Origin of the sequence: Aeromonas sp. ASNIH2 (assembly GCF_002934795.1) — a bacterium.
GTDB classification, from domain to species: domain Bacteria; phylum Pseudomonadota; class Gammaproteobacteria; order Enterobacterales; family Aeromonadaceae; genus Aeromonas; species Aeromonas caviae.
On the sequence record NZ_CP026406.1, the window covers coordinates 2522590 to 2545592 of the forward strand.

The 23003-nt window shown below is 63.3% G+C and carries 21 protein-coding genes; 18 read left to right on the forward strand and 3 right to left on the reverse strand.

The genetic code is table 11. The features are described 5' to 3' along the window. Positions 1-117 precede the first annotated feature (117 nt). From ftsE to hutH, 9 genes are all read left to right on the forward strand, one after another. Positions 118-786, forward strand: coding sequence for a cell division ATP-binding protein FtsE (ftsE, locus tag C3F36_RS11910; protein ID WP_104455118.1), 669 nt, complete (start codon positions 118-120; stop codon positions 784-786). After that, the gene (ftsX, locus tag C3F36_RS11915; protein WP_029313524.1) at positions 786-1739 is read left to right on the forward strand and encodes a permease-like cell division protein FtsX; all 954 of its coding nucleotides are present in this window, start codon (positions 786-788) and stop codon (positions 1737-1739) included. The genes ftsE and ftsX overlap by 1 nt, the downstream gene beginning before the upstream one ends. 451 nt (positions 1740-2190) lie before the next feature. Continuing rightward, positions 2191-3045, forward strand: a complete 855-nt coding sequence (rpoH, locus tag C3F36_RS11920; protein ID WP_029313526.1) for an RNA polymerase sigma factor RpoH — start codon at positions 2191-2193, stop codon at positions 3043-3045. 127 nt (positions 3046-3172) lie between these two features. Then, positions 3173-3832, forward strand: coding sequence for a carbonate dehydratase (gene can, locus C3F36_RS11925; protein WP_010672606.1), 660 nt, complete (start codon positions 3173-3175; stop codon positions 3830-3832). 10 nt (positions 3833-3842) lie between these two features. Beyond that, positions 3843-4547 carry a histidine utilization repressor gene (hutC, locus tag C3F36_RS11930; RefSeq protein WP_041212197.1) on the forward strand — a complete coding sequence of 235 codons (705 nt, stop codon included), beginning with the start codon at positions 3843-3845 and terminating at the stop codon, positions 4545-4547. Positions 4548-4703: 156 nt separating this feature from the next. Then, entirely contained in the window at positions 4704-5939 is a 1236-nt protein-coding gene (hutI, locus tag C3F36_RS11935) for an imidazolonepropionase (protein WP_164882615.1), read from the forward strand. After that, positions 5932-6870, forward strand: a complete 939-nt coding sequence (gene hutG, locus C3F36_RS11940; protein WP_104455119.1) for a formimidoylglutamase — start codon at positions 5932-5934, stop codon at positions 6868-6870. The genes hutI and hutG overlap by 8 nt, the downstream gene beginning before the upstream one ends. Positions 6871-6915: 45 nt before the next feature. Then, entirely contained in the window at positions 6916-8619 is a 1704-nt protein-coding gene (gene hutU / locus C3F36_RS11945; protein WP_104455120.1) for a urocanate hydratase, read from the forward strand. Between the two features lies 1 nt (position 8620). After that, entirely contained in the window at positions 8621-10153 is a 1533-nt protein-coding gene (hutH, locus tag C3F36_RS11950; RefSeq protein WP_104455121.1) for a histidine ammonia-lyase, read from the forward strand. A gap of 194 nt (positions 10154-10347) precedes the next feature. Here the strand turns inward: hutH and C3F36_RS11955 are convergent, their stop codons facing one another. Together C3F36_RS11955 and C3F36_RS11960 are read right to left on the reverse strand one after the other, a co-directional pair. Further along, positions 10348-11445 (reverse strand): calcium:proton antiporter, encoded by a 1098-nt coding sequence (locus tag C3F36_RS11955; protein ID WP_010672612.1) that lies wholly within the window; start codon positions 11443-11445, stop codon positions 10348-10350. Positions 11446-11596: 151 nt separating this feature from the next. Next, complete coding sequence (locus C3F36_RS11960) at positions 11597-13132, reverse strand: EAL domain-containing protein (protein WP_104455122.1); 1536 nt, start codon at positions 13130-13132, stop codon at positions 11597-11599. Positions 13133-13645: 513 nt separating this feature from the next. Between C3F36_RS11960 and C3F36_RS11965 the strand changes: the two genes are divergently transcribed. After that, positions 13646-15565: an EAL domain-containing protein gene (locus tag C3F36_RS11965; protein WP_010672614.1), complete on the forward strand. Its 1920-nt coding sequence runs from the start codon at positions 13646-13648 to the stop codon at positions 15563-15565. Here the strand turns inward: C3F36_RS11965 and C3F36_RS11970 are convergent. Further along, positions 15562-16476 carry a 1-aminocyclopropane-1-carboxylate deaminase/D-cysteine desulfhydrase gene (locus C3F36_RS11970; protein ID WP_199769575.1) on the reverse strand — a complete coding sequence of 305 codons (915 nt, stop codon included), beginning with the start codon at positions 16474-16476 and terminating at the stop codon, positions 15562-15564. The genes C3F36_RS11965 and C3F36_RS11970 overlap by 4 nt on opposite strands. Positions 16477-16596: 120 nt before the next feature. Here C3F36_RS11970 and C3F36_RS11975 point away from each other — a divergent pair, with 120 nt between their 5' ends. The 8 genes from C3F36_RS11975 (at position 16597) to C3F36_RS12005 (ending at position 22980) form a co-directional block, all read left to right on the forward strand. After that, positions 16597-17460 carry an MSHA biogenesis protein MshI gene (locus C3F36_RS11975; RefSeq protein ID WP_104455124.1) on the forward strand — a complete coding sequence of 288 codons (864 nt, stop codon included), beginning with the start codon at positions 16597-16599 and terminating at the stop codon, positions 17458-17460. Next, positions 17460-18053, forward strand: coding sequence for a PilN domain-containing protein (locus C3F36_RS11980; RefSeq protein ID WP_053288067.1), 594 nt, complete (start codon positions 17460-17462; stop codon positions 18051-18053). The genes C3F36_RS11975 and C3F36_RS11980 overlap by 1 nt, the downstream gene beginning before the upstream one ends. Beyond that, entirely contained in the window at positions 18053-18700 is a 648-nt protein-coding gene (locus C3F36_RS11985; RefSeq protein ID WP_041212204.1) for an MSHA biogenesis protein MshJ, read from the forward strand. Before C3F36_RS11980 ends, C3F36_RS11985 begins: the two co-directional genes overlap by 1 nt. A 28-nt stretch (positions 18701-18728) precedes the next feature. Next, the gene (locus C3F36_RS11990; protein ID WP_199769714.1) at positions 18729-19058 is read left to right on the forward strand and encodes a SctD/MshK family protein; all 330 of its coding nucleotides are present in this window, start codon (positions 18729-18731) and stop codon (positions 19056-19058) included. Between the two features lie 70 nt (positions 19059-19128). Next, positions 19129-20805, forward strand: coding sequence for a pilus (MSHA type) biogenesis protein MshL (gene mshL, locus C3F36_RS11995; protein ID WP_104455125.1), 1677 nt, complete (start codon positions 19129-19131; stop codon positions 20803-20805). Then, positions 20784-20966, forward strand: coding sequence for a hypothetical protein (locus C3F36_RS23300; RefSeq protein ID WP_158656104.1), 183 nt, complete (start codon positions 20784-20786; stop codon positions 20964-20966). Before mshL ends, C3F36_RS23300 begins: the two co-directional genes overlap by 22 nt. Next, complete coding sequence (locus tag C3F36_RS12000; RefSeq protein WP_104455126.1) at positions 20957-21847, forward strand: ExeA family protein; 891 nt, start codon at positions 20957-20959, stop codon at positions 21845-21847. The genes C3F36_RS23300 and C3F36_RS12000 overlap by 10 nt, the downstream gene beginning before the upstream one ends. Then, complete coding sequence (locus C3F36_RS12005; RefSeq protein ID WP_103858945.1) at positions 21844-22980, forward strand: tetratricopeptide repeat protein; 1137 nt, start codon at positions 21844-21846, stop codon at positions 22978-22980. Before C3F36_RS12000 ends, C3F36_RS12005 begins: the two co-directional genes overlap by 4 nt. Positions 22981-23003: the final 23 nt, after the last annotated feature.

Here is a 23003-nt window from a genome sequence, read left to right on the forward strand (position 1 = left end):
AGGATGACATGCGGCATGGTTGCGACCGGTGTTGTCATCCAGGTGTTGTGCCGGTACGGGGGAGTGAGCGCCCCATGCTTTATCCCGGTCGGGGTTTGTCAATCTCAGGGAACCGTTATGATTCGTTTTGACAAGGTCAGCAAGGTCTACAGTGGCGGTCATCAAGCGCTGCAAAAGGTCAGTTTTCACCTGCGCAAGGGGGAGATGGCCTTCCTGACCGGCCATTCGGGGGCGGGCAAGAGTACCCTCCTCAAGCTCATCAGCGTGATGGAACGGCCGACCGACGGCCGCGTCTTCTTCCACGGCGATGACGTCAGCCACATCCAGCGCAGTCAGATCCCCTACGTGCGCCGCCAGATCGGCATGATCTTCCAGGATCACCGCCTGTTGATGGATCGTACCGTGTTCGACAACGTCGCCCTGCCCCTGGTGATCGATGGCTACAGCCATGGGGACATCAACAAGCGGGTGGCGGCGGCGCTGGACAAGGTCGGGCTGCTCGGCAAGGAGCGTTACCAGCCTCGCATGCTCTCCGGTGGTGAGCAGCAACGGGTCGGTATCGCCCGCGCCATCGTCAACAAGCCGCCCCTGCTGCTGGCGGACGAGCCGACCGGCAACCTGGATCCCCAGCTTTCCATGGACATCATGCGTCTGTTCGAGGAGTTCAACCGCTTCGGCGTCTCCGTGCTGATTGCCACTCACGATCTGGGGCTGATCGCCCGGATGCGCTACCGCACCCTGACCCTCAAGGCGGGTCGCATGTATTCGTCAGGGGAGGCTCGCTGATGGCTATTGTTCGTCATAAACAGCCGCCGTTGCGTCGTTTGATGATGTATGGGGTGGATCATGTGCGTCAGGCCTTTGCCAGCCTGGGTGAGCTGTGGCGCAACCCGCTCGCCTCCCTGATGACCCTGGCGGTGCTTGGCGTGAGTCTGGCGCTGCCTTCCTGTTTCCACGTATTGCTGAAGAATGCCGAAGTGGTAGAGGGGAGCTGGCAGACCAGCTCCCAGATCTCTCTCTATCTGCGCAAGGATCTGCCGGAGCAGAGCATCCTCGACATGAAGCAGCGGATCCTGCTCTATCCGGAGGTGGAGTCCGTCACTTATATGAACCGTGACGAGGCGCTCAGGGAATTTCGGGAGATCTCCGGTTTCGGTGATGCCCTGGATTATCTGGACAGCAACCCGCTGCCGCCGGTGCTGAGCGTGATCCCGGATCCGCGCTGGCAGAATCCCGAAGGGGCCGCCGAGCTGCTCGCCAAGCTGGAGAACGAGCCCGGTATCGAGCAGGGCAAGCTGGATCTGCAGTGGCTGACCCGGTTGCAGGGGATCATGAACCTGCTGCGCCACACCATCACAGGTATCGCGGTGTTGCTGCTCTCCGCCGTGTTGCTGATCGTGGGCAACACCCTGCGCCTGAATATCCTCAACCAGCGTTCCGAGATTGAAGTGCTCAAGCTGGTGGGAGCGACCGATGCCTTCATCCACCGTCCCTTCCTCTATACGGGCATCTGGTTCGGGGTCATCGGCGGCATGCTGGCCTGGTGGCTGACCGAGGTGATGGTGATCTGGAGCGAGGGGGTGGTGAAGGAGCTGGCGGGGCTCTACAACAGCAACTTCCGTCTGGTGGGGATGGGGGCGTTCGACGGCTTCAATCTCATACTGCTGGGCGCCCTGCTGGGGTTGATCGCCTCCTGGTTCTCGGTGCACAGACACATTCGCGACATAGAACCGTCCTGATTAATTTGTCAGCATTTTAAAGCGCTGGATTTTGCGAACTGGATCAAGTAAAAGAGTTGCCCGTTTCTGGCACGGGCCACTTTCTCAGAGTAATCTGAATGGTGTCTGCGCCGAGGATCATATGTGGATCCTCTGAACCTTTTGATTTATCAATGGTCTATTGACTGCAGCAGAATGAATACGGGTATGGCCCCTATGCCTTGCTCGTCTGACTTGGCAAGCATGTGAAGGTTGCGAGCTCCGCAACAATGGACTTAGCATGCTACTTTTCAGGGGTCCTTTACTGTGACCCCTTTTTTTGACTGTTCATTTATGATTCATGCCGTCAGCCTAAGATAGGCCGGGTTCATGCTGGGGTGATGTATGATGCAGCACGCAGAATGATACCTGGTCGGTAGACATGTCTTCTCAGGGTGTTAGACTGATTCGATTGAAAAGTAAGAGGTAGAACATGGGAACTTCATTGCAACGCACTATGGCTCTGATTCCGCAAGGTAGTCTGGAAGGCTATATCCAGGCCGTCAACTCGATCCCTGTGCTGAGCGCAGAGGAAGAGCGCGAACTGGCGATGCGTCTGCAGCAGGATGGTGATCTCGAAGCTGCACGCCAGCTCGTTATGTCGCACCTGCGTTTTGTCGTTCACGTGGCCAAGAGCTACTCCGGCTATGGCCTGCCTCAGGCCGATCTGGTGCAGGAAGGCAACATCGGCCTGATGAAAGCCGTCAAACGCTTCGACCCGAGCGTGGGCGTGCGTCTGGTCTCCTTCGCCGTGCACTGGATCAAGGCCGAAATCCACGAATATGTGTTGCGCAACTGGCGCATGGTCAAGGTGGCGACCACCAAGGCCCAGCGCAAGCTGTTCTTCAACCTGCGCAAGTCCAAGAAGCGTCTGGGCTGGCTGAACCACGAAGAAGTGCAGGCCGTGGCTGCCGACCTCGGGGTATCCGCTGCCGACGTCACCGAGATGGAAGCGCGCATGAGCAATTACGATCAGGCCTTCGACCTGGTCGGTGACGATGAAGACGAGGGTGGCTTCGCGCCGGTGCACTATCTGGAAGACAAGTCTTCCGATCTCGCGGCGAACATCGAGAACGACAACTGGGACAGCCATGCCACCCGTCGCCTGAGTGCGGCCATGGCGACCCTGGACGAGCGCAGCCAGCACATCATCCGTGCCCGCTGGCTCGATGACGAGAGCAAGACCACCCTGCAGGAGCTGGCCGATACTTACGGCGTCTCGGCCGAGCGGGTGCGCCAGCTTGAGAAAAACGCGCTCAAGAAGCTGAAAGATGCCATGGATGCCTGACGGCCTCCTCCGGTAAGAAGCAGGGCCTGATGGCCCTGTTTTTGTTTTGCGGGGATCTGGTCGGCCTTGCCTTGGTTACCCTTGTGTATGGTATGTTGCCGCCACTGCCACAGTAGGGAGAGCAGAAGTGAAACTGTTGAACGACTTGTTTACCAACAACCGCGAGTGGGCGGAACGGATCAAGGCCGAGGATCCCAATTTCTTCGCTACCCTGTCCGCCCAGCAGGCACCTGAGTACCTCTGGATCGGCTGTTCCGACAGCCGGGTTCCCGCCAACCAGCTGATGGGGCTCTTGCCGGGGGACGTCTTTGTCCACCGCAACGTCGCCAACCTGGTGGTGCACACCGACTTCAACTGCCTCTCGGTGCTGCAATACGCGGTGGAGGTGCTCAAGGTGAAGCACATCATCGTCTGCGGCCACTATGGCTGCGGTGGCGTCAAGGCTGCGATGCAGAACCAGGAGCTGGGTCTCATCGACAACTGGCTGCGCAACATCAAGGACGTCTACTTCAAATACGGCGAACAGCTCGAAGCCATCGAGGATGAGCACGAGCGCTTCGACTACCTGTGCGAGCTGAACGTGGCCGAGCAGGTCGCCAACGTCTGCCACACCACCATCATCCAGAATGCCTGGCGCAAGGGGCAGGAGCTGGCGGTGCACGGCTGGATCTACGGCATCAAGGATGGCCTGCTGCACGATCTCGATCTCTGCATCAGCGGCCCTGACCAGATCCCGGACGTCTATCGCGCCTGGCCGGACATGCGTCCGCCCCACCGTCGCCGCTGAGGACCATCCGGTGGCTCCTGCGCTCTACCTTCAGATAAAGCAGCACATCCTGGACGGGATCCGCGAACGCCACTATCAGGCGGGCGACCGGATCCCGACCGAGGCCGCCCTGTGCGAGCAGTTTGCCGTGAGCCGCATGACGGTGAACAAGGCGCTGCGTGAGCTGGTGGCCGAAGGCTGGCTGGTGCGCACCGCCGGATCCGGCAGTTTCGTGGCCGACAGGCGTACCGAGTCGCCGCTCCTGGCGATTCGCAATATTGCAGACGAGATCGCCGAGCGGGGCAGCGAGTACAGCGCGCGGGTGATCCGGCTGCAACGTCAGGCCGCCGACGAGAAAGTGGCGGTGCGTCTGGGCCTGCGGGTCGGGGCGCCCACCTTTCACAGCCTTATCGTCCATCAGGCCGATGGGGAGCCGCTGCAACTGGAGGAGCGCTTCGTCGATGCCGAGCGACTGCCCGGCTATGGCGAGCAGGATTTCACCCAGCAGACGCCAAACAGCTATCTGATGGAGATCTGCCCCCTCTCCGAGATGGAGCACGTGGTAGAAGCCGTGTTGCCGAGTGCTGGTGAAGCCGGACTGCTGCAAGTGAGGGTCGACACCCCCTGCCTGCTGCTGCACCGGCGCACCTGGTCAGACGGCTGTCTGGTCTCCTATGCCAGATTGTTGTCGCCGGGTTCCCGCTACAAGCTGAGCTCCAAGACGCGCCTCGCATAATTGTATATACAGATTAAGCATTTAAAAGCCCACCTCTCGGTGGGCTTTTTTGTGCTTACACTCTAATAAAGCCGATGTTATCAAGATGTGAACTTGATCCTTCCTTTCTTTTCAGAGATCGGCTATAAATTATTGTATATACATTTAGAGGTCGGTATGAACAAGGAACTGTTGAACTGCGAGCGGGTCTGGCTCAACGTGACACCCGCCACCCTGCGCCCCGATCTGGCGGACTACGGCCTGCTGGAGCCCCATGCCCTTGGCGTGCGGGATGGCAAGATTCACGCTCTGGTCCCCATGCAGGATCTCAAGGGCCCCTATGCCGCCTCCTGGCAGGACATGAAGGGGAAGCTGGTCACCCCCGGTCTCATCGATTGCCACACCCACCTCATCTTCGCCGGCAGCCGCGCTGAAGAGTTCGAGCTGCGCCAGAAGGGGGTCCCCTATGCGGAGATCGCCCGCAAGGGGGGCGGTATCATCAGCACGGTGCGCGCCACCCGGGCAGCCAGCGAGGAGCGGCTCTATGAACTGGCGTTGCCGCGGATCAAGTCCCTGATCCGGGAAGGGGTCACCACAGTCGAAATCAAGTCCGGCTACGGCCTCACCCTGGAAGACGAGCTCAAGATGTTGCGGGTGGCCCGTCGTCTGGGAGAGGCGCAACCCATCCGGGTCAAGACCACGCTGCTGGCAGCCCATGCGGTGCCGCCGGAGTATCGCGACGATCCCGACTCCTGGGTCGAGACCATCTGCCAGGAGATCATCCCGGCGGCGGCCGAGGCAGGTCTCGCGGATGCGGTGGATGTCTTCTGCGAACACATCGGCTTCTCCCTTGCCCAGACCGAGCAAGTCTATCTGGCGGCGGATCAGTACAACCTCGCGGTGAAAGGGCACATGGATCAGCTCTCCAACCTGGGGGGCAGCACGCTCGCCGCCCACTTCGGCGCCCTCTCGGTGGATCATCTGGAATATCTGGATCAGGACGGGATCCAGGCGCTGGCCCACCGTGGCGTGGTCGCCACCCTGCTGCCCACTGCTTTCTATTTCCTCAAGGAGACCAAGCTGCCCCCGATCGCCGCCTTGCGCAAGGCGGGGGTACCCATGGCTGTCTCCTCCGACATCAACCCGGGCACAGCTCCCATCGTTTCCCTGCGCATGGCCATGAACATGGCCTGCACCCTGTTTGGCCTGACCCCGGTGGAGGCCATGGCCGGGGTGACCCGCCACGCCGCCAGGGCGCTTGGCGAGCAGGAACGGCTGGGGCAGCTCAAGGTCGGCATGCTGGCGGATTTCCTTGTCTGGAACTGCGGCCATCCGGCCGAGCTCAGCTACCTCATCGGTGTCGATCAGCTGGTGAGCCGTGTGGTCAACGGGGAGGAGACCCTTCATGGATAAGTTCAACGGGATCGACATGTCGGTCTGGCAGGGGCGTCAGGATCCCGAAGACGGTGAGTTGGCCCTGCGCTGGCACGATAGGGTGCAACCCTGGCAGGAGAATCGCGAACCCGGCGTGGTGCTGCTCGGCTTTGCCTGTGACGAAGGGGTCCGCCGCAACAAGGGACGAGTAGGCGCGGCCGGTGCACCGCTGGCGGTGCGCAAGCTGCTGGCCAACACGGCCTGGCATCTGGGCGCCCCCGTCTATGACGGCGGGGATCTGGCCTGTGAGGACGGCGATCTCGATGCCGCCCACGGGCGCTTGGCCGAGCGGGTCGCGAGTGCGCTGGATCAGGGGCACTTCCCCCTGGTGCTGGGAGGCGGCCACGAGGTGGCGTTTGGCAGCTGGAGCGGCCTGAACCGTCATCTTGGCGGCGAAGGGCGGGTCGGGATCATCAATTTCGACGCCCACTTCGATCTGCGCATGAAACAGGAGCAGGCGAGCTCGGGCACCCCCTTCTTCCAGATTGCCGAGCAGTGTGCTGCCCAGGGCACCCCCTTTCACTATGCCTGTCTCGGGGTGGCCGAAACCGCCAATACCGCGGCGCTCTTTGCCCGCGCCGAGGCGCTGGAAGTCTGGCACGTGCTGGACGAAGCGATGACGCCGACCGAGCTGCCAGCCTTGCTAGGCGGGCTGGATGCCTTCATCGCCCGTTGCGACCACCTCTATCTCACCATCGATCTCGACGTGCTGCCGGCGGCGGTGATGCCGGGAGTGAGCGCTCCCGCCGCTCGCGGCGTGGAGCTGGCGGTCATCGAACCGCTCATCGCCCATATCCGGGCCAGCGGCAAGCTCAGGCTCGCCGATCTGGCCGAGTACAACCCGAACCTGGATCAGGACAACCGCAGTGCCCGCGTGGCTGCGCGCCTGGTTCACCAGTTGACCAAGTAGTGGCGCACCGCGCCGCCTGATTGCATCGCTAAACAAGGAGTGTCTATGTCTGTACAACACCAGGATCCCCGCCACGATCCGAGCCGCGTGATCCGTGCTCCCCACGGCACCCAGCTGACCGCCAAGAGCTGGCTCACCGAAGCGCCACTGCGGATGCTGATGAACAACCTGGATCCGGATGTTGCCGAGCATCCCCAGTCCCTGGTGGTGTACGGCGGCATCGGCCGCGCCGCCCGCAACTGGGCCTGCTATGACAAGATCGTCGAGGTGCTGACCCGGCTCGAGGACGATCAGACCCTGCTGGTGCAATCCGGCAAGCCGGTCGGGGTGTTCCAGACCCACAAGGATGCGCCGCGGGTGCTCATCGCCAACTCCAACCTGGTGCCCCACTGGGCCAACTGGGAGCACTTCAACGAGCTCGATAAAAAGGGTTTGATGATGTACGGCCAGATGACCGCTGGCTCCTGGATCTACATCGGCACCCAGGGCATCGTGCAGGGCACCTACGAGACCTTCTTCGCGGTGGCGAACCAGCACTTCAACGGCGAGCCCAAAGGCCGCTGGATCCTGACCGGGGGCCTGGGTGGCATGGGCGGTGCCCAGCCCCTTGCCGCCACCATGGCCGGTTTCTCCATGATCGCCGTGGAGTGCGACGAGACCCGTATCGATTTCCGTCTGCGTACCCGCTACGTCGACAAGAAGGCCCACAGCCTGGATGAGGCGCTGGCCATGGTAGAGGAGGCCAAACGCAGCGGCACCGCCGTCTCCGTCGGCCTGCTCGGCAACGCCGCCGACGTCTTCGCCGAGCTGGTGGCTCGCGGCATCACGCCGGACGTGGTGACCGACCAGACCTCCGCCCATGACCCGGTACACGGCTACCTGCCCCAGGGCTGGAGCGTGGCCCAATGGCGCGATCTGCAAAAGAGCGCACCGGACGAGGTCAACGTGGCGGCTCGCCGCTCCATGGCCCGTCAGGTCGAAGCCATGCTGACCCTGCAATCCCGCGGCGCCGCCACGCTCGATTACGGCAACAACATCCGCCAGATGGCGCTGGAAGAGGGGGTCAAGAATGCCTTCGACTTCCCGGGCTTCGTGCCGGCCTACATCCGCCCGCTGTTCTGCGAGGGCATTGGCCCGTTCCGCTGGGTGGCGCTCTCCGGCGACCCGGAAGACATCTACAAGACCGACCAGAAGGTAAAAGAGCTGATCCCGGACGATCCCCACCTGCACAACTGGCTCGACATGGCCCGCGAGCGCATCGCCTTCCAGGGCCTGCCGGCGCGGATCTGCTGGGTCGGTGTCAAGGATCGGGTGCGCCTGGGCCTGGCCTTCAACGAGATGGTGAAGAATGGCGAGCTGAAGGCACCGGTCGTCATCGGCCGTGACCATCTGGACTCTGGCTCGGTGGCGAGCCCGAACCGCGAGACCGAATCCATGATGGATGGTTCCGACGCCGTTTCCGACTGGCCGCTGCTCAACGCCCTGCTCAACACCGCCGGCGGTGCGACCTGGGTCTCCCTGCACCACGGTGGCGGGGTCGGCATGGGCTTCTCCCAGCACTCCGGCGTGGTGATCGTCTGTGACGGCACCGACGATGCCGCCAAGCGGGTCGGCCGCGTGTTGCGCAACGACCCGGCCACCGGGGTGATGCGTCACGCCGACGCCGGCTACGAGATTGCCATCAACTGTGCCCATGAGGCGAAACTGGATCTGCCGATGATCGACGCCACCGGCAAAGGGGTGAAATAAGATGTTCGAACTCAATCTGCAACCGGGCAAACTCTGCCTCGCCACCCTGCGCCGTGTCAGCCGCGAGCCCGTACACGTCAGCCTGGATCCGGCTGCCCTGGCGGGGATCCACGCCTCCGCCGCCGTGGTCACCAAGGTGATCGAGCAAAACCGGGTGGTCTATGGCATCAACACCGGCTTTGGCCTGCTGGCCAATACCCGGATCCCGGTGGAGCAGCTGGACGAGCTGCAACGCTCCATCGTGCTCTCTCATGCGGCAGGAATTGGCGAGTACATGGATGACGCCACCGTGCGGTTGATGATGGTGCTCAAGGTCAACTCGCTCGCCCGTGGCTTCTCTGGCATTCGGCTGACGGTGCTCGAGGCCCTGATGACCCTTATCAACGCCGAGGTCTACCCCGTGGTGCCGAAGAAGGGCTCCGTCGGCGCTTCCGGCGATCTGGCGCCCCTGGCTCATATGAGCTGCCTGCTGATCGGTGAAGGCAAGGCCCGTCACAAGGGTGAGCTGATCGACGCCGCCACTGCCCTGAAGATTGCAGGATTGGAGCCCATCGCCCTGGCGCCGAAAGAGGGGCTGGCCCTGCTCAACGGCACCCAGGCGAGCACCGCCTTCGCGCTGGAAGGGCTGTTCCATGCCGAGGATCTCTACGCCGGCGCCATCACCATCGGTGCCATGAGCGTTGAAGCGGCCCTCGGCAGCCGCCGGCCGTTCGATGCCCGCATCCACGAGGTGCGCGGTCAGCGCGGCCAGATCGATGCGGCCGCCTGCTACCGCCACCTGCTGGTGGACGGCAGCGAGATCGGCATGTCCCACCACAACTGCGAGAAGGTGCAGGATCCTTACTCCCTGCGCTGTCAGCCCCAGGTGATGGGCGCCTGCCTGACCCAAATCCGTCAGGCCGCCGAGGTGCTGGTGTGCGAGGCCAACGCGGTCTCCGACAACCCTCTGGTGTTTGCCGAGGATGAGGAGATCATCTCCGGCGGCAACTTCCACGCAGAACCCGTGGCCTTTGCCGCCGACAACCTGGCCCTGGCCATCGCCGAGATCGGGTCGCTGTCCGAGCGGCGCATGGCGCTACTCATCGACTCGCGCATGTCCGGCCTGCCGGCCTTCCTAGTGAACAACGGCGGGGTGAACTCCGGTTTCATGATCGCCCAGGTTACTTCGGCGGCCCTGGCCTCCGAGAACAAGACCCTGGCCCACCCGGCCTCGGTGGACAGCCTGCCCACCTCGGCCAACCAGGAGGACCACGTCTCCATGGCCACCTTCGCCGGTCGCCGGCTGGCGGACATGGCCGAGAACACCCGTGGCATCCTGGCGGTGGAACTGCTGGCAGCGGCCCAGGGGCTCGACTTCCGCGCACCCCTGCGCTCCACCGAGCTCATCGAGCTGGCCAAGGGCCGTCTGCGGGAAGAGGTCAGCTTCTATGACAAGGACAGGTACTTTGCACCGGACATCGAGGCGGCCACCGCCTTGCTGGGCCGTGCCAGCTACAACGACCTGATCCCGGCCGGGACTCTGCCCAGCCTCTGAGACCCAGAGTCTGAGCAACCATAAATAAGACCGCCCATGGGGCGGTCTTTTCATTTCCGTCTCTTGCGCTCCGCGTCGGGGCCATCGGAAGCGGGCAGCGCAGAGTGGCAGCAGACAGAGGCGGCGGCTTTATCCGTGTTCAAACATCCGGAACAGATAAACCACGAACAGCACCGGGGTGAGTGCTGGCAGCCTTATCCGTGTTCAAACATCAGGAACAGGTAAACGACAAACAGCACAAGATGGGTGGCGCCGTGCAGGGCGTGGGTGCGGCCGCTGCTGAAGGTCACTTTACAGACCATGAGGGTGGTGATGAGCAGCACCATGTCGGCAGGGGAGAGGCCCAGGCGCACTTCCTGCCCCATCAGGGAGCCGATGAAGAGCACGGAGGGTACCGTGAGGGCGATGGTGGCCAGCACAGAGCCGAAGTAGAGATTCATGGCCCGCTGCAACTGGTTGTTGAAGGCCGCCTTGATGGCGCCGACCGCTTCGGGGGCGAGCACGATACAGGCGACGATGAAGCCACCCAGCGCCATCGGGGCTTCCATCACGTGCACCCCGTAGTTGATGGGGATGGCTAGGGTTTTGGCCAGCAGGATGACCACCACCAGGTAGGCGAGCAGCAAGAGGGTGTGATAGACGTTGCTCTGCAGCGGGCCGTGGTGATCCTCGAGATCCTCGTGATCGCTGTCGACGAAGAAGTGGCTGTGGCTGCGGGTCTGGATCAGCAGGAAGACACCATAGAGCAGGATGGAGATGATGATCAGCATCCATGACATGGCCTTGGAGAGGCTGCCCAGGGTGCCGCCCTGGGTGAAGTTCGGCAGGACCAGACAGAGCAGTGCCAGGGGAATGATGGCTACCAGATAGGATTTGACCCCGTCCAGATTGAAGTTCTGGGTGTGATAGCGCCAGCCGCCAAACAGCAGGGTGAAGCCCACCAGACCGTTGGTGACCAGCATCACTACCGCGAACATGGTGTCACGGGCCATGGTGGGATTGGGATCGCCGGTCAGCATGACGGAGGAGATCATCACCACTTCCAGGGAGATGACCGAGAGGGTCAGGATCAGGGTACCGAAGGGTTCCCCGAGCTTGATGGCGAGGGCGTCAGAGTGACGCACGACGGAGAAGATGGCCCAGGTCACGATGGCAAGCAGGGCCAGCGACACCGGCAGGTAGACCGCAAGGGGGGTTGTCTCTGCCAGCAGGTCGCTCCCCAGGGTTTTGAAGAAGAGCAGGGTCAGCAGACCGGCAGGCAGAGCAATCTCTTGTCGGATAAAAGACTTCATAGGCAGTGGTTCTCATCTCGGGGCGGCCTCGGCCGACGGGGTATGGAGCGACTTGGTGCACCCAAGGTGCACAGACCCATGATAAGGGGAGATGCTCCTCATGCGGAGCATCATTTTGTTGCAGAGGGTGAGAGGCGGGGCAGATACCGCCTCAGTGCAGGTCGGAGGGGCTGGTTGTCTCGCCCTCTTGCCATGCCATCAGCCAGATCTTCAGTTTGCTCAGGGGCATGGGCTTGGCATAGACGTAGCCCTGGATCAGGTGGACTCCGTGGCGATGCAGATAATCCACCTGCTCCTGGGTTTCGACCCCTTCGGCGATCATCTCCATGCCCGATTTGAGGCCGAAAGCGATGGTGGCATCCAGCACGCTGCGCTTGAGGTCGTCCGTGCCTATGGTATCCACGAACATCTTGTCGATCTTGATCTGGCGAATGCCGAGCCGTTGCAGGTAGGCAAAGCCGCCATAGCCGGTGCCGAAGTCATCCAGCTTGAAGTGATAGCCCCTCTCCTGCAGAGCTGCGATCTCCGCCATGGCCCCCTGGATGTGCTTGATGGGATCCCGCTCGGTGAGTTCGAAGGTGAGGCGGGCCGGCGAGGGCCAGCCATGGCGCTGCAACTGGGTGCGCAGACGAGGTTGCTCGATATGGCCCGCCACCAGATTGACGCTGACCCACTGGTGCGGGGCCAGGACGGGGAGATCCGCCAGGATGCGCTCCAGCAGTTGATCCGTCATCGGCAGGATCAGCCCCTGCTCCTCCGCATAGGCGATGAAGGTGCCTGGCGACACCAGATCCCGTCCTCGCTGCCAGCGCAGCAAGGCCTCGAATCCCACCACCCTTCGGTTTCTGCTGTCCACTATGGGCTGATAGAAGGGGATGAACTCCCGCCGAGCCAGCCCTCTTTGCAGCAATCCTTTGAGGGATCGCCGGTAGTTTCTAAGGCCCCAGTAGAGGGCCGCCAGCAGCACCCCCAGCGCCCCGGCCGACCAGAGGCCATCACGGTGTATCTGTGAGCGGGCGTAGCGTTTCAGTGCCTCGCCAGCCCAGAGGGTCTGTTCCACCTGATGCTGGGGGTCGAAACTGAGCAGCCGCATCGGGTTTGCCTCTTCTCGAATGTGCTTGTTGCCACGGGGGAAAAAGAGCCCGGACTGGGTCGGGTGCTTGTGGTTGAACTCCAGGTAGAAACAGTCGTTGCAGGGGGTGCGCAGCAGCTCATGGCTCCAGCTGCTGTCGAGCACCCAATAGGCCAGATTGCCGTTGCGTCTCGCATAGACCAGGGTTTCGCGTTCGGTATCGAACATGGGGGCCGTGCTGGAAATATGAAAGTCGGGGGAGACCGGTATGCCGGCGTCGGCAAGCTGGGGCAGGGCGGGGCCCAGGGTGGAGCAGCCGCTCCCGTTGGCAAGCTGCAGGCCGGCCAGGCGAATATGGCGGTTGTAATACTGGGGTGAGCGCAGCAGCGCCATGTCTTTGGGGCCGCAATCGAAGGCAAAGTGGGCGAGTTGAGCGGGGACATCGTGATCCAGGAGCTGGTTGCGCTCCTGCTGGTAGTCGAGCAGAGCCCTTTCCTTTGTCTGCAACAGGTGGTGAGCCAGCTTGTCGCTCAACAGGGGGGTGAGCAACAGCATCAACAGCGGGGGCACACAGAAGAGGCCCAGAGGAATCCATAACGGAGATCGTGCTGACATGGTGGGCACCCTTCTTCCCTGAAATGAAACAACCCGATTGAGGCTCAAGCATCATAGCATTAGCTGCATCGATTTGAGCCAAGTTGGTCACACTTGGAACAAAAACGATAATTAATTGATAAATAAAGGATATGGCTACACACCTGAACGAGATTCAATCGCTGACCTGTCATAAATGACAATTGTCCAGCTTATCTGAAGTGGCTAAAGTAACGGTGCGGTTTGACTCACCGTGTGTTCAATACTCCTGTATCTATTTTTGTCAGTAGCACAGAGTGTTAGTTTTGATATGAGTGTTTCTTTTGGTCCCCGTTGTGGGACCATTTTTCTGTCCGCTCCTCAGCCTGTGTCCCCTCGTTCTCTCCCTTGATGCCTCTTTTGCGGCCCGCGCAACGGCGCCGCATGACGCATCCGCCCGCTTATTTGCAGAAGCGGGATCTTCATCCATAGGCGGCGTTTGGTCTGGGCTGATACCATGATGCCCTATGGATGCTGTCGGCTACGGAAAGGCACATGAAACTGACCACTCAACTCGTCTCTTTTATTACGCTGTGCGTGATCTCGGCCATGGCCATGGTGATGCTCGGCGGGGTCTTCAGTTTCCGCCAGATGGGAATGGAGCTGCAGCAGAACCGGGTCGACTCCCTGGTGGAGATCATCGACAAGCAGCTCGGGGTGACCGATGACCAGCAAGCCCTTGCCCGCTGGCTGCCCTCCCTGTTGCGGGCCTCCCATGTGGTGGAGCTGGAGATCCGTCAGGACAAGCAGCGGGTCTACTGGTTTCGCGATGTGCAGCAGCAGACGGACGAGAGCCTGCTGATCGCCTACAGCGAGGCGATCCCCAATCAGGCCGGGATGCGGGCCGACTTCAAGCTGGACAGGCCGTTCAAGGAGTTCGAGTACTCCATGAAGGCGATGTTCGGCATCTCTCTGGGTATCTTCATCGTGGTGTTCGGGCTCTGGTACTCCATCCGCTGGCTCCGTCAGCAGTTGCGCGGTGCCGAGCTGCTGGCGGAGCGTGCCCAGCTGATCCTGGATGGCAAGCTGACCAAGCTGGCCCATGACCCTGCCGAGGAGTGGCCTGTTTCGGCCAGTCAGGCCCTCACCCATCTGCTGACCGAGCTGGCCGACGCCCGCAAGGAGCGCAGCCGCTTCGACAACTTCATCCGCAGCAACGCCTTCGTCGACAAGACGACGGGCATCGGCAACCGCCTCTTCTTCGACAACCGACTGGAGAGCGCCATCATGGAGGCAAGCGTGATCAGCGGCGGTGTGCTGCTGATCGAGCTGGCTGGTCTGGAGGAGCTGGATCCCGAGCTGAGCGGGCGCCCGAGCCAGGAACTCCTGATGGAGGCGAGCGCCACCATCGCCGCCTTCGTGCGAAAGCACAGCGGAGCCCTGCAGGCGCGCTATGCCGGTCAGGTCTTTGCCGTGCTGCTGCCGAACATGTCAGAGAGCGAGATGGTGGACGGCGCCAGCCAGTTGCTCAAGAGTCTGCAGCGGCTGCACTGGCCCGAAGCGGTCAATGCCGACACCGCCGTCTATCTCGGTGCGGTCTGCTACCAGGCACAGGATTCCCTGCTCAAGGTGCAGGAAGAGGCGGAGCTGGCGCTCAAGAGCGCGCGCCTGCAAGGACACAGCGGCTGGTTCCTGTTCGAGAAATCCCTCAACGAGGAGGCGAGCAGCAAGGGAACGGTGCGCTGGCGCACCCTGATCAGCCGTCGCATCGAGGAGCAGGGCATCGACTTCTACGTCCAGCCTGTGCAGCAGGAGCGGGATCAGGTGGTGTTGCAGCAGGAGCTGCTCATCCGCCTTCACGACGAGCAGGGCCGGGAGCTGCAGGCGGGGGTCTTCATGCCCATGGCGGAGAAGGCCGGTCTGCTGCTGCCGCTGGACAGGCTGGTGGTGGCCCGAGCCTTACGACTGCTGCGCCAGCGACCGGCATCGAGCTGCCCCATCAGCCTCTCTCTGTGCGCCCAGAACCTGCTCACCCGCGAGTTCCAGCGCGAGCTCTTCTTCGAGCTGTTCCAGTTGCCGCGCAGTACCAACGAGGGGTTGATCCTGCAGTTGTCGGAGTCTCAGGTGACCCGCCACTACGAGGCGCTCAAGCGGCCGCTTCGGGCGATGCGCATGCTGGGGTGCAGGCTTGCCATCGATCATGCGGGCCAGGACGTGGTGAGCACCCAGTACATCAAGGAGTTCGAGATCCACTTCCTCAAGCTGCACCCCAGCCTGGTGCGGGAGATCCACCTGCGCCAGGTCAACCAGATGGCGGTACGCAGTCTGGTGGGGGGCTGTGCCAATACCCAGGCCCGGGTCATCGCGGTGGGGGTAGAGAGTGGCGACGAGTGGAAGATGCTGCGACACCTGGGCGTGCATGCCGGTCAAGGTCCCTGGTTTGCCGACCCCGAGCCCCTCAACCTGCCTGACTAGCGTCCCGGCCGGGGTGACAGGCGGCCCTGCTCCTCCAGGCCCGCCAGCCCCTGCAAGCCACCGGTGTGGATGAAGACGATCTTGCTGCCGCGCGCAATGCGGCCTGCCGCCAGTTCGCGAAACAGCCCCCACATCGCCTTGCCACTGTAGATGGGTTCCAGCGGCAAGCCGGTTTCGGCACTGAATGCCTGCACCCATTGCCAGAGTGCCGGACTGAACCTGGCATAGCCGCCGTCGTGGTGATCCAGCGCGATGCGCCAGCCCGGGATGGTGGCCGCCGCCGGATGCAACCGGCATACCTCGCCGGTGATGAAGTCGGCCCCCTTGAGCACCGCGATGGCCAGGATCTGCTCCTGCGCCCGCTTGCCCGCGATGAGCCCCGCCAGGGTGCCGCCGCTGGCGCAGGGCAGCACCCAGAGATCCGGCGAGAAGGGCACCTCGTCGACCAGCTCGGCCACCCCGGGGATGGCCAGCGGGCTGCTGCCTCCTTCCGGTACCAGCAGGGTGTCGTCATCCTCGAACCGGGCAAGCCATTCGGGATCCTGGCGCCGGCGATAGTCCTGCCGGTCGACAAAAACGAGATCCATGCCCCAGCCTTTGGCCGCTTTCAGGGTGGGATTGCTGACGGTATCCCCTTCACCGCGTATGATGCCCGTGGTGCGCAGTCCCAGTCTGAGTCCTGCTGCGGCCAGGGCGTGGATGTGATTGGAGTAGGCGCCGCCAAAGGAGAGGATGTGGCCCTTGCCCAGCATCTGTGCCTGTTGCAGATGGTATTTGAGCTTTCGCCACTTGTTGCCGGAGAGGGTCGGGTGGATCAGATCGTCCCGCTTGCACCAGAGCGTGACGTCATGGGCTGCCAGCAGAGGATGCCGGATCCGGTGCAGGGGGGAGGGGAGCTGAAGGGGAGCCATGGGATCGTCTCCCGTGGGTGCCAGCGTGGCCGTCGATGCGTCGTTTGTCATAAAGTTGGAGGCTAATAGCCTGTTTATGTTAAGGTTTAGTCCGTTTTACGCGGCCAGGTGAAGATCCAGATGAAGCCACTGTTCAGGCGTTCTCCCTCCAGCCATCAGGTCGGGATCCTGCTGGCCAGCGATCGCATTCTGCTGGCCTGCGTGGACCCCGTTCCCGTGTTTGCCAGCCAGCCTGTCAACGGCCCCCACGACTGGTCCAAGGCCCTGGCCGAGCTGTTTTCCCGGCACGGTCTGGCCAAGTCTAAGGTGCGGGTAGCCCTCGCGGCCAGCCTTTATCAGCAGATCCAGATCGACAAGCCCGCCGTCCCCGATGCCGAGATGGCGGGGGCCCTGCCCTGGGCTATCAAGGATTTCGTCAACGAGCCGGTGTTGCAGCTCGCCATGGATTATGTGGACCTGCCGACGCCCCCTGCCGGGCGTCCGCGCATCAACGTTGTCTGCATGCCCAAGAGCCGGGTGCAACAGGTGGCGGATGCGGTCAACGGCGCGGCGACCCTGGAGGCCATCGTCAGTGACGAGCTGGCCATGACGGCCCTCTACGAGGCGGACCAGATGGTGCGCATGCTGCTCTGGCAACCCCGGGGGCAGGAGCTGCAACTGCTGGTCTTCCATCGGGGCGGACTCTGTTTCTCCCGCCAGTTGCGTGGATTTGCGAGCCTCACCGGCAGCCATGAGCCAGATGCCGACCAGCTCGACGCGCTGGCGCTGGAGATCCAGCGATCCATCGATTATCTGGCCGGCCATCTCAAGCTGCCCGAGCCCGGCCAGTTGCAACTGGCCATCGCCTCCTCCGCCATGGGGGTACTGGTGCGTCACCTGGAGCAGACGTTCGGTTTCCCGGTGTCGGCCATGGCAAACAAGGCGGTACTGGCGGGAGTCGAATACCTCAGTGCCTATGGCGCGGCCCTGGGCAGGAGCGACTGATGAAACACCATATCAACCTCTATGGCGCCGAATTCCGGCCAAGACGCCTGTGGGCCAGCCTGCCCCAGATGGCGTTGGTCTGGGGTGGCGTCCTGGTGCTGCTGCTGGTGGCCACCCTCTTCTATGGCTGGCAACAGCAGGGCCTCGATCGTGAATTGGCTGGCGTACGGGCACAGCTCGACGTGCAGCGCGGCGAGGCCAGGCGTCTCGATGCGGAGCTGGCGCGCCATCTGGCGAATGCAGACTTGCAGCGGCAACTGGCCGACAAGCGGGACGAGCTGGGGGCCAAACAGGCGCTGATGCAGCAGCTTGGCCACCTCTCCCTGCAAAAATCCCAGGGCTATGCGGGGGTGATGGCGGACCTTGCCCGCCTGCGGGATCCCCGTCTCTCCCTGCAACGGATCGAGATAAGCGACGGGCGCATCAACCTCGCGGGTGTGGCCGAACGCAGTCAGGACGTGCCCGCCTGGGTGAACCGCTTCAAGCAGACCCCCTCCCTGGCGGGCAAGCAGTTTGGCGAGCTCACCCTGAGTCGGGACAAGGAGGGCCAGCTTGCCTTCCAGCTCAGTGGCATAGCGCGGGAGACTCCCTGATGGACATGAAGGCACAATGGCAGGGATGGGCGCAGCAGATCGCAGCCCTCAGCCTGCGCGAGCGGATCCTCATTCTGTTGACCGGGGTCGTGCTGCTCGGGGCCATGGGCATCTATGGCTGGCTGGATGACGCCGATACCCGGCTGGGCCAGGATCGGCAGGCCCTGGCTGCGGCGCAGCGGGATCTGGAGATCCTGACCCTGGAAAACCAGGGCAAGCAGGCCAGGCTGGGGCGGGATCCCGATGCCCAGGTGCGCGATCAGCTCGCCGGCGTCGAGACGTCCCTGCGCCAGATGGATGCCGAGCTGCTGGCTCAGACGGTGGATCTGATCCCCGCCCACGAAATGCCCGCGGTGCTGGAGGCCCTGTTGTCCCGCTCCGCCAACCTGCATATGCTGGCGCTCACCTCCCTCAAGCCCGAGCCGCTGATGGCCGGGGAGCAGAAGGTGAACCTGTTCAGGCACGGCATCCGGCTTCAGCTGGAGGGCGGCTATTTCGATGTCTACCAGTACCTGAAAGCGCTCGAAGCCCTGCCTCGGCACTTCTACTGGAAGGGCTTTGACTACCGGGTGGTCGAGCATCCCAAGGCGGCGGTAGCGATGGAGATCTACACCCTCAGCACCAGCAAGGAGTTCATCCGTGGTTAAGCGGCATGTCGGCGGGACGGGATCCCGCATTTTTGCCTTCTCATCCTGGCGCTGGCTGGCCCTGTGGGGGAGCCTGCTCGCACTGCAGGCCCAGGCCGAGGTGCTGCAGGATCCCACCTTGCCCCTGGCGGGATCCGGCTCGGCGGCGAGTGTCGCCAAGGAGGCCGGTCTGCCCAGGTTGCAGAGCGTCATCCTGGGGAGCGGGCCCGCCCTGGCGGTGCTCGACGGTCAAAGCTACCGGGTCGGCCAGCAGGTCAACGGATTCCGGCTGGTGGGGATCAGCGCCGACAGCGTGGTGCTGGAAAAAGCGGGCAAACGCCAGACACTGACCCTGTTTGGCAGCAAGATCCGGATGTGAAGTGGGTGTCGCACGGGATGGTGCGGGCCAGGTTTGTCGAGTTTCATAGCGAGTCAGGTGCACGAATAACATGAAAAAACCCCCTTTTTGTCTGCTTCCCCTCGCGCTGGCGGTGGCGGGTTGCACTACCTATCGTCACCCCGAGCCGGTACAGGCCAAAGATGCACTCAAGCAGGCGATGAGCGAGCAGAGCCCGACCGCCCCCCTGACTTCCCTGCCGCCCTCGGTGCAGAGCGAGCTGTTGCAGCTCAATCGTCCCCAGCAGCCGATGACGATTCCCGAGAAGCGGATGCGCATCGCGGCCCATGACGTGGACGCGGTGGAGTTCTTCGGCTCCCTTTTCAAGGGCTCCCGCTACAGCGTGGCGGTCCATCCCGGTGTGGCGGGCGTCATTTCGGTAGAGCTCAAGGATGTGACCCTGCAGGAGGCGCTGGCGACCGTCGGCGACATGTACGGCTTCGACGTACAGCGCAAGGGCAACGTGTTCCACGTCTATCCCGCCGGTCTGCGTACCGAGACCATTCCGGTCAACTACCTGATGATGGCCCGGCGCGGTCTCTCCCGTACCTCGGTGAGCACAGGCGGGGTGACGGCCAACGACAACAACAATGGCAATAACAACAACTTCGACAACGGCCTGAACAACAGCGGCAACAACAACAGCCAGGGCAACACCGCCAGCGGTGACAACAACACCAACAGCAACGGCACCCGCATCGAGACGGACAGCAACAACGACTACTGGACCGATCTGCGGGATGCCCTGCAGACCCTGATCGGCACAGGGGAAGGGCGGGCCGTCATCACCAGTCCCCAGGCGGGCCTGGTCACGGTGCGTGCCTATCCCAAGGAGCTCAAGGCGGTGCGCGAGTTCCTGGACCAGTCCGGCGAACACCTCAAGCGCCAGGTGGTGCTGGAAGCGCGGATCCTGGAAGTGTCCCTCAACGAGGGTTACGAGCAGGGGGTGGACTGGAGCGGCCTCTCCGCAAGCTGGGACGGCGGCAAGGGCATCACGGGGGGCGGCTCCCTGCTGGACAGCCCCATCGCTTCGACCCCCAACCAGATCTTCCGGGCTCTGGGGGGCGGCGCCGGTTTCACCATCTCCGATGGCAACTTCAACGTCGCGGTCAGCCTGCTAAAGACCCAGGGGGACGTGAACACCCTCTCCAGCCCGCGCGTGACGGCCACTAACAACCAGAAAGCGGTGATCAAGGTGGGGACGGACGAATACTTCGTCACCAACGCCTCGACCACCACCACCACCTCGGGGACTTCGGCCCCCATCGTCACCCCGAACGTGGAGCTGACCCCCTTCTTCTCGGGGATAGCCCTGGACGTGACGCCCCAGATCGACGAGCAGGGCAAGGTATTGCTGCATATCCACCCCTCCGTCATCGACACCGAGGAGCAGAGCAAGACCATCAGCGTCGGCACCGCCGATCCCCTGGTGTTGCCGCTGGCCAAGAGCTCCATCCGCGAGTCCGATACCGTGGTGCAGGCCAACAATGGGGACATCATCGTCATCGGTGGTCTGATGAAGACCGACAGGCAGGAGATTGTCAGCAAGGTGCCCCTGCTGGGTGACATCCCCTGGGTCGGCGAGGCCTTCACCAACCGCCGGGAGAGCAACCGCAAGGTGGAGCTGGTGATCCTGCTCAAGCCCACCGTGGTGGAAAAGGACACCTGGCAGAAAGAGCTGCAACGCTCCTCCGAGCTGCTCGACAAATGGTATCCCCCCAAGGGCTGATCCGGGATGACGCGCCTGTTGAGCACTCCTTCTCCCATGTGGCGGCGCCTCCCGGCTGCCGCCACTCTGCCCTGCCCGACGGCGGTGGCGCCATGTCGCTGATCCGGGGCTGTCTGCGGCTGCGCACCCGGGACTCTGGCCGGGAGGATGCATGTATCTGAGTCACTTCGGACTGCGGGAGGCCCCCTTCGGCCTGACCCCGAATACCGGTTTCTATTACGGCCTGCCCCCCCACGAGGAGGCCATGCAGGTGCTCAACTGGGCGCTCTCCCAGGGGGAGGGGTTCATCAAGGTGACCGGCGAGGTCGGCACCGGCAAGACCCTGCTCTGTCGCAAACTGCTGAGCGAGCTCGGCTCCGAGGCCTGCCCGGTGCGCCTGGCCTGGCTGCCCAACCCCCATCTCACTCCGGGGGAGCTGCGCACGGCCCTGGCCCTGGAGCTGGGGTTGACGCTGGCGGGGGAGAGCGAGCTGGATCTCACGGATCGTATTCACCGCCATCTGATCTCCCTGCATCGGCAGGGGAGTCGGGTGGTGGTGCTGATCGACGAGGCGCAGGCCCTGCCCGACGAGACTCTGGAGGCGATCCGGCTGTTTGGCAACCTGGAGACCGAATCCAGCAAGCTGCTGCAGATCGTGCTGTTCGGCCAGCCGGAGCTGGATAACCGACTCGGCAAACCCCGTCTGCGCCAGCTGCGCCAGCGCATCGGCTTCTCCTACCGTTTGCGGCCGCTGCGGCTCGACGAGACCCGGGCCTATCTGGAGTACCGGCTGCAGGTGTCCGGCTATCGCGGGGCCGCCCTGTTCGATGGCCGCGCCCTGCGCAGGCTGTGGCGCGCATCCCGCGGCATTCCCCGCCTCATCAACATACTGGCGCAGAAGTGCCTGATGCTGGCCTATGGTCGCGGTGTGCGGCGGATCGACAGCGCCCTGGTCCGGCTCGCCATCCGGGATACCGATGATGTCCGCCGTGGCCGTCTCACCCTCTGGTGGCCCCTGTTGTTGTTGTTGGGCACCGCCCTGGCGTATGGAGTCTGGTCATGAGCGTGATCAATCAGATGCTGAAAGATCTGGATAGGCGTCAGCAAGAGGCCGAGGGAGCCGCCGTCTATGTGGCGCCGGTGCGCCAGCAAGGCTGGTGGATGCTGGTGCTGACCCTGCTGTGTACCCTGGCCCTGGGGATCCTCGGCTGGCGCACCTGGATCTTCTGGCAGCAGAGCCTGCGAGCCTCCCTGCCAGCGGCGCAGGTCGAGGCCCCCCGCACCGCCCCTGCGGTGGCGCCATCCGCGCCCCTGGCGGTGGTGGCCACCACGCAGGCGGTCTCCTCTGCTGCGCCAGTGGCAAAGGTGCCCGCCGCCAGTGCCGAGTCGACCGCCGCGAGAGTGGCCCCCTCCGCAGCCGAGCAGGCTCCGGCCGATGAGGCCGTGCTCGCCGATGAGGGCAATCCGGAGGAAGCGCTGGGGGACGAGACGATCCCGAGCGACGAGGAGCTGCAGCCGGACCTCTATGCCGAGCTGGCCGCGGAGCAGAGCGCCGAAGAGGCGCCTGCACCCGCCGCGCCGCGCAAACCCGGGATCCTGAAGATCGAGACGGTGGAACTCTCCGACGCCGAGCTGGCCACCCTGGCCGAGCGCAAGGCGACCACGGCCATGGCCAAGGGACGGATGCAGGAGGCGCAGGATGGCTACTACGAGGTGCTGGCCCACGATCCCCACAACCAGGGGGCGCGGGAACAGCTGGCGGGCCTGCTCTATGGCGCCGGACGGCTGACCGAGGCCGCCCAGGTGCTGGAAGAGGGGCTGAGGCTGGATCCCGCGCAGGCGGACCTGCGTCTGCTGCTGGCCCGTGTGGCCATCAGCGTAGGGGATCGGCAGAAGGCGCTGGATTGGCTCACCGGCTATCAGCCCGATATTGCCAGCAATCTGGATTATTACGCCACCTGGGCCGGCCTTGCCCAGGAGCTGGGGCAGCCTGTCCAGGCGTCCGAGATGTACGTCAGGCTGTTGCGCCAGCAGCCAGATCAGGGGCGCTGGTGGCTGGGACTGGGGGTGGCGGAGGATGGTCAGGGACACCGTCAGCGGGCACTGGATGCCTATCGCAATGCCCAGTTGCACGGCAATCTGGGGGAGGCCTCCACCCAATGGCTCGAACAACGAATTGGCCAACTGACCCATTGATTAAAGCGGCAGTTCGATGAGCC

Excerpts from the sequence above, each read along its gene's own strand:
- C3F36_RS11970 (WP_199769575.1), bottom strand. The coding sequence starts at position 16,476 with ATGGCTCCCCTTCAGCTCCCCTCCCCCCTGCACCGGATCCGGCATCCT.
- hutG (WP_104455119.1), top strand. The coding sequence starts at position 5,932 with ATGGATAAGTTCAACGGGATCGACATGTCGGTCTGGCAGGGGCGTCAG.
- ftsX (WP_029313524.1), top strand. The coding sequence starts at position 786 with ATGGCTATTGTTCGTCATAAACAGCCGCCGTTGCGTCGTTTGATGATG.
- C3F36_RS12005 (WP_103858945.1), top strand. The coding sequence starts at position 21,844 with ATGAGCGTGATCAATCAGATGCTGAAAGATCTGGATAGGCGTCAGCAA.
- C3F36_RS11955 (WP_010672612.1), bottom strand. The coding sequence starts at position 11,445 with ATGAAGTCTTTTATCCGACAAGAGATTGCTCTGCCTGCCGGTCTGCTG.
- mshL (WP_104455125.1), top strand. The coding sequence starts at position 19,129 with ATGAAAAAACCCCCTTTTTGTCTGCTTCCCCTCGCGCTGGCGGTGGCG.
- rpoH (WP_029313526.1), top strand. The coding sequence starts at position 2,191 with ATGGGAACTTCATTGCAACGCACTATGGCTCTGATTCCGCAAGGTAGT.
- ftsE (WP_104455118.1), top strand. The coding sequence starts at position 118 with ATGATTCGTTTTGACAAGGTCAGCAAGGTCTACAGTGGCGGTCATCAA.
- C3F36_RS11985 (WP_041212204.1), top strand. The coding sequence starts at position 18,053 with ATGGACATGAAGGCACAATGGCAGGGATGGGCGCAGCAGATCGCAGCC.
- hutU (WP_104455120.1), top strand. The coding sequence starts at position 6,916 with ATGTCTGTACAACACCAGGATCCCCGCCACGATCCGAGCCGCGTGATC.
- hutI (WP_164882615.1), top strand. The coding sequence starts at position 4,704 with ATGAACAAGGAACTGTTGAACTGCGAGCGGGTCTGGCTCAACGTGACA.
- C3F36_RS23300 (WP_158656104.1), top strand. The coding sequence starts at position 20,784 with ATGGTATCCCCCCAAGGGCTGATCCGGGATGACGCGCCTGTTGAGCAC.
- C3F36_RS11980 (WP_053288067.1), top strand. The coding sequence starts at position 17,460 with ATGAAACACCATATCAACCTCTATGGCGCCGAATTCCGGCCAAGACGC.
- C3F36_RS12000 (WP_104455126.1), top strand. The coding sequence starts at position 20,957 with ATGTATCTGAGTCACTTCGGACTGCGGGAGGCCCCCTTCGGCCTGACC.
- C3F36_RS11975 (WP_104455124.1), top strand. The coding sequence starts at position 16,597 with ATGAAGCCACTGTTCAGGCGTTCTCCCTCCAGCCATCAGGTCGGGATC.
- C3F36_RS11960 (WP_104455122.1), bottom strand. The coding sequence starts at position 13,132 with ATGTCAGCACGATCTCCGTTATGGATTCCTCTGGGCCTCTTCTGTGTG.
- C3F36_RS11965 (WP_010672614.1), top strand. The coding sequence starts at position 13,646 with ATGAAACTGACCACTCAACTCGTCTCTTTTATTACGCTGTGCGTGATC.
- hutH (WP_104455121.1), top strand. The coding sequence starts at position 8,621 with ATGTTCGAACTCAATCTGCAACCGGGCAAACTCTGCCTCGCCACCCTG.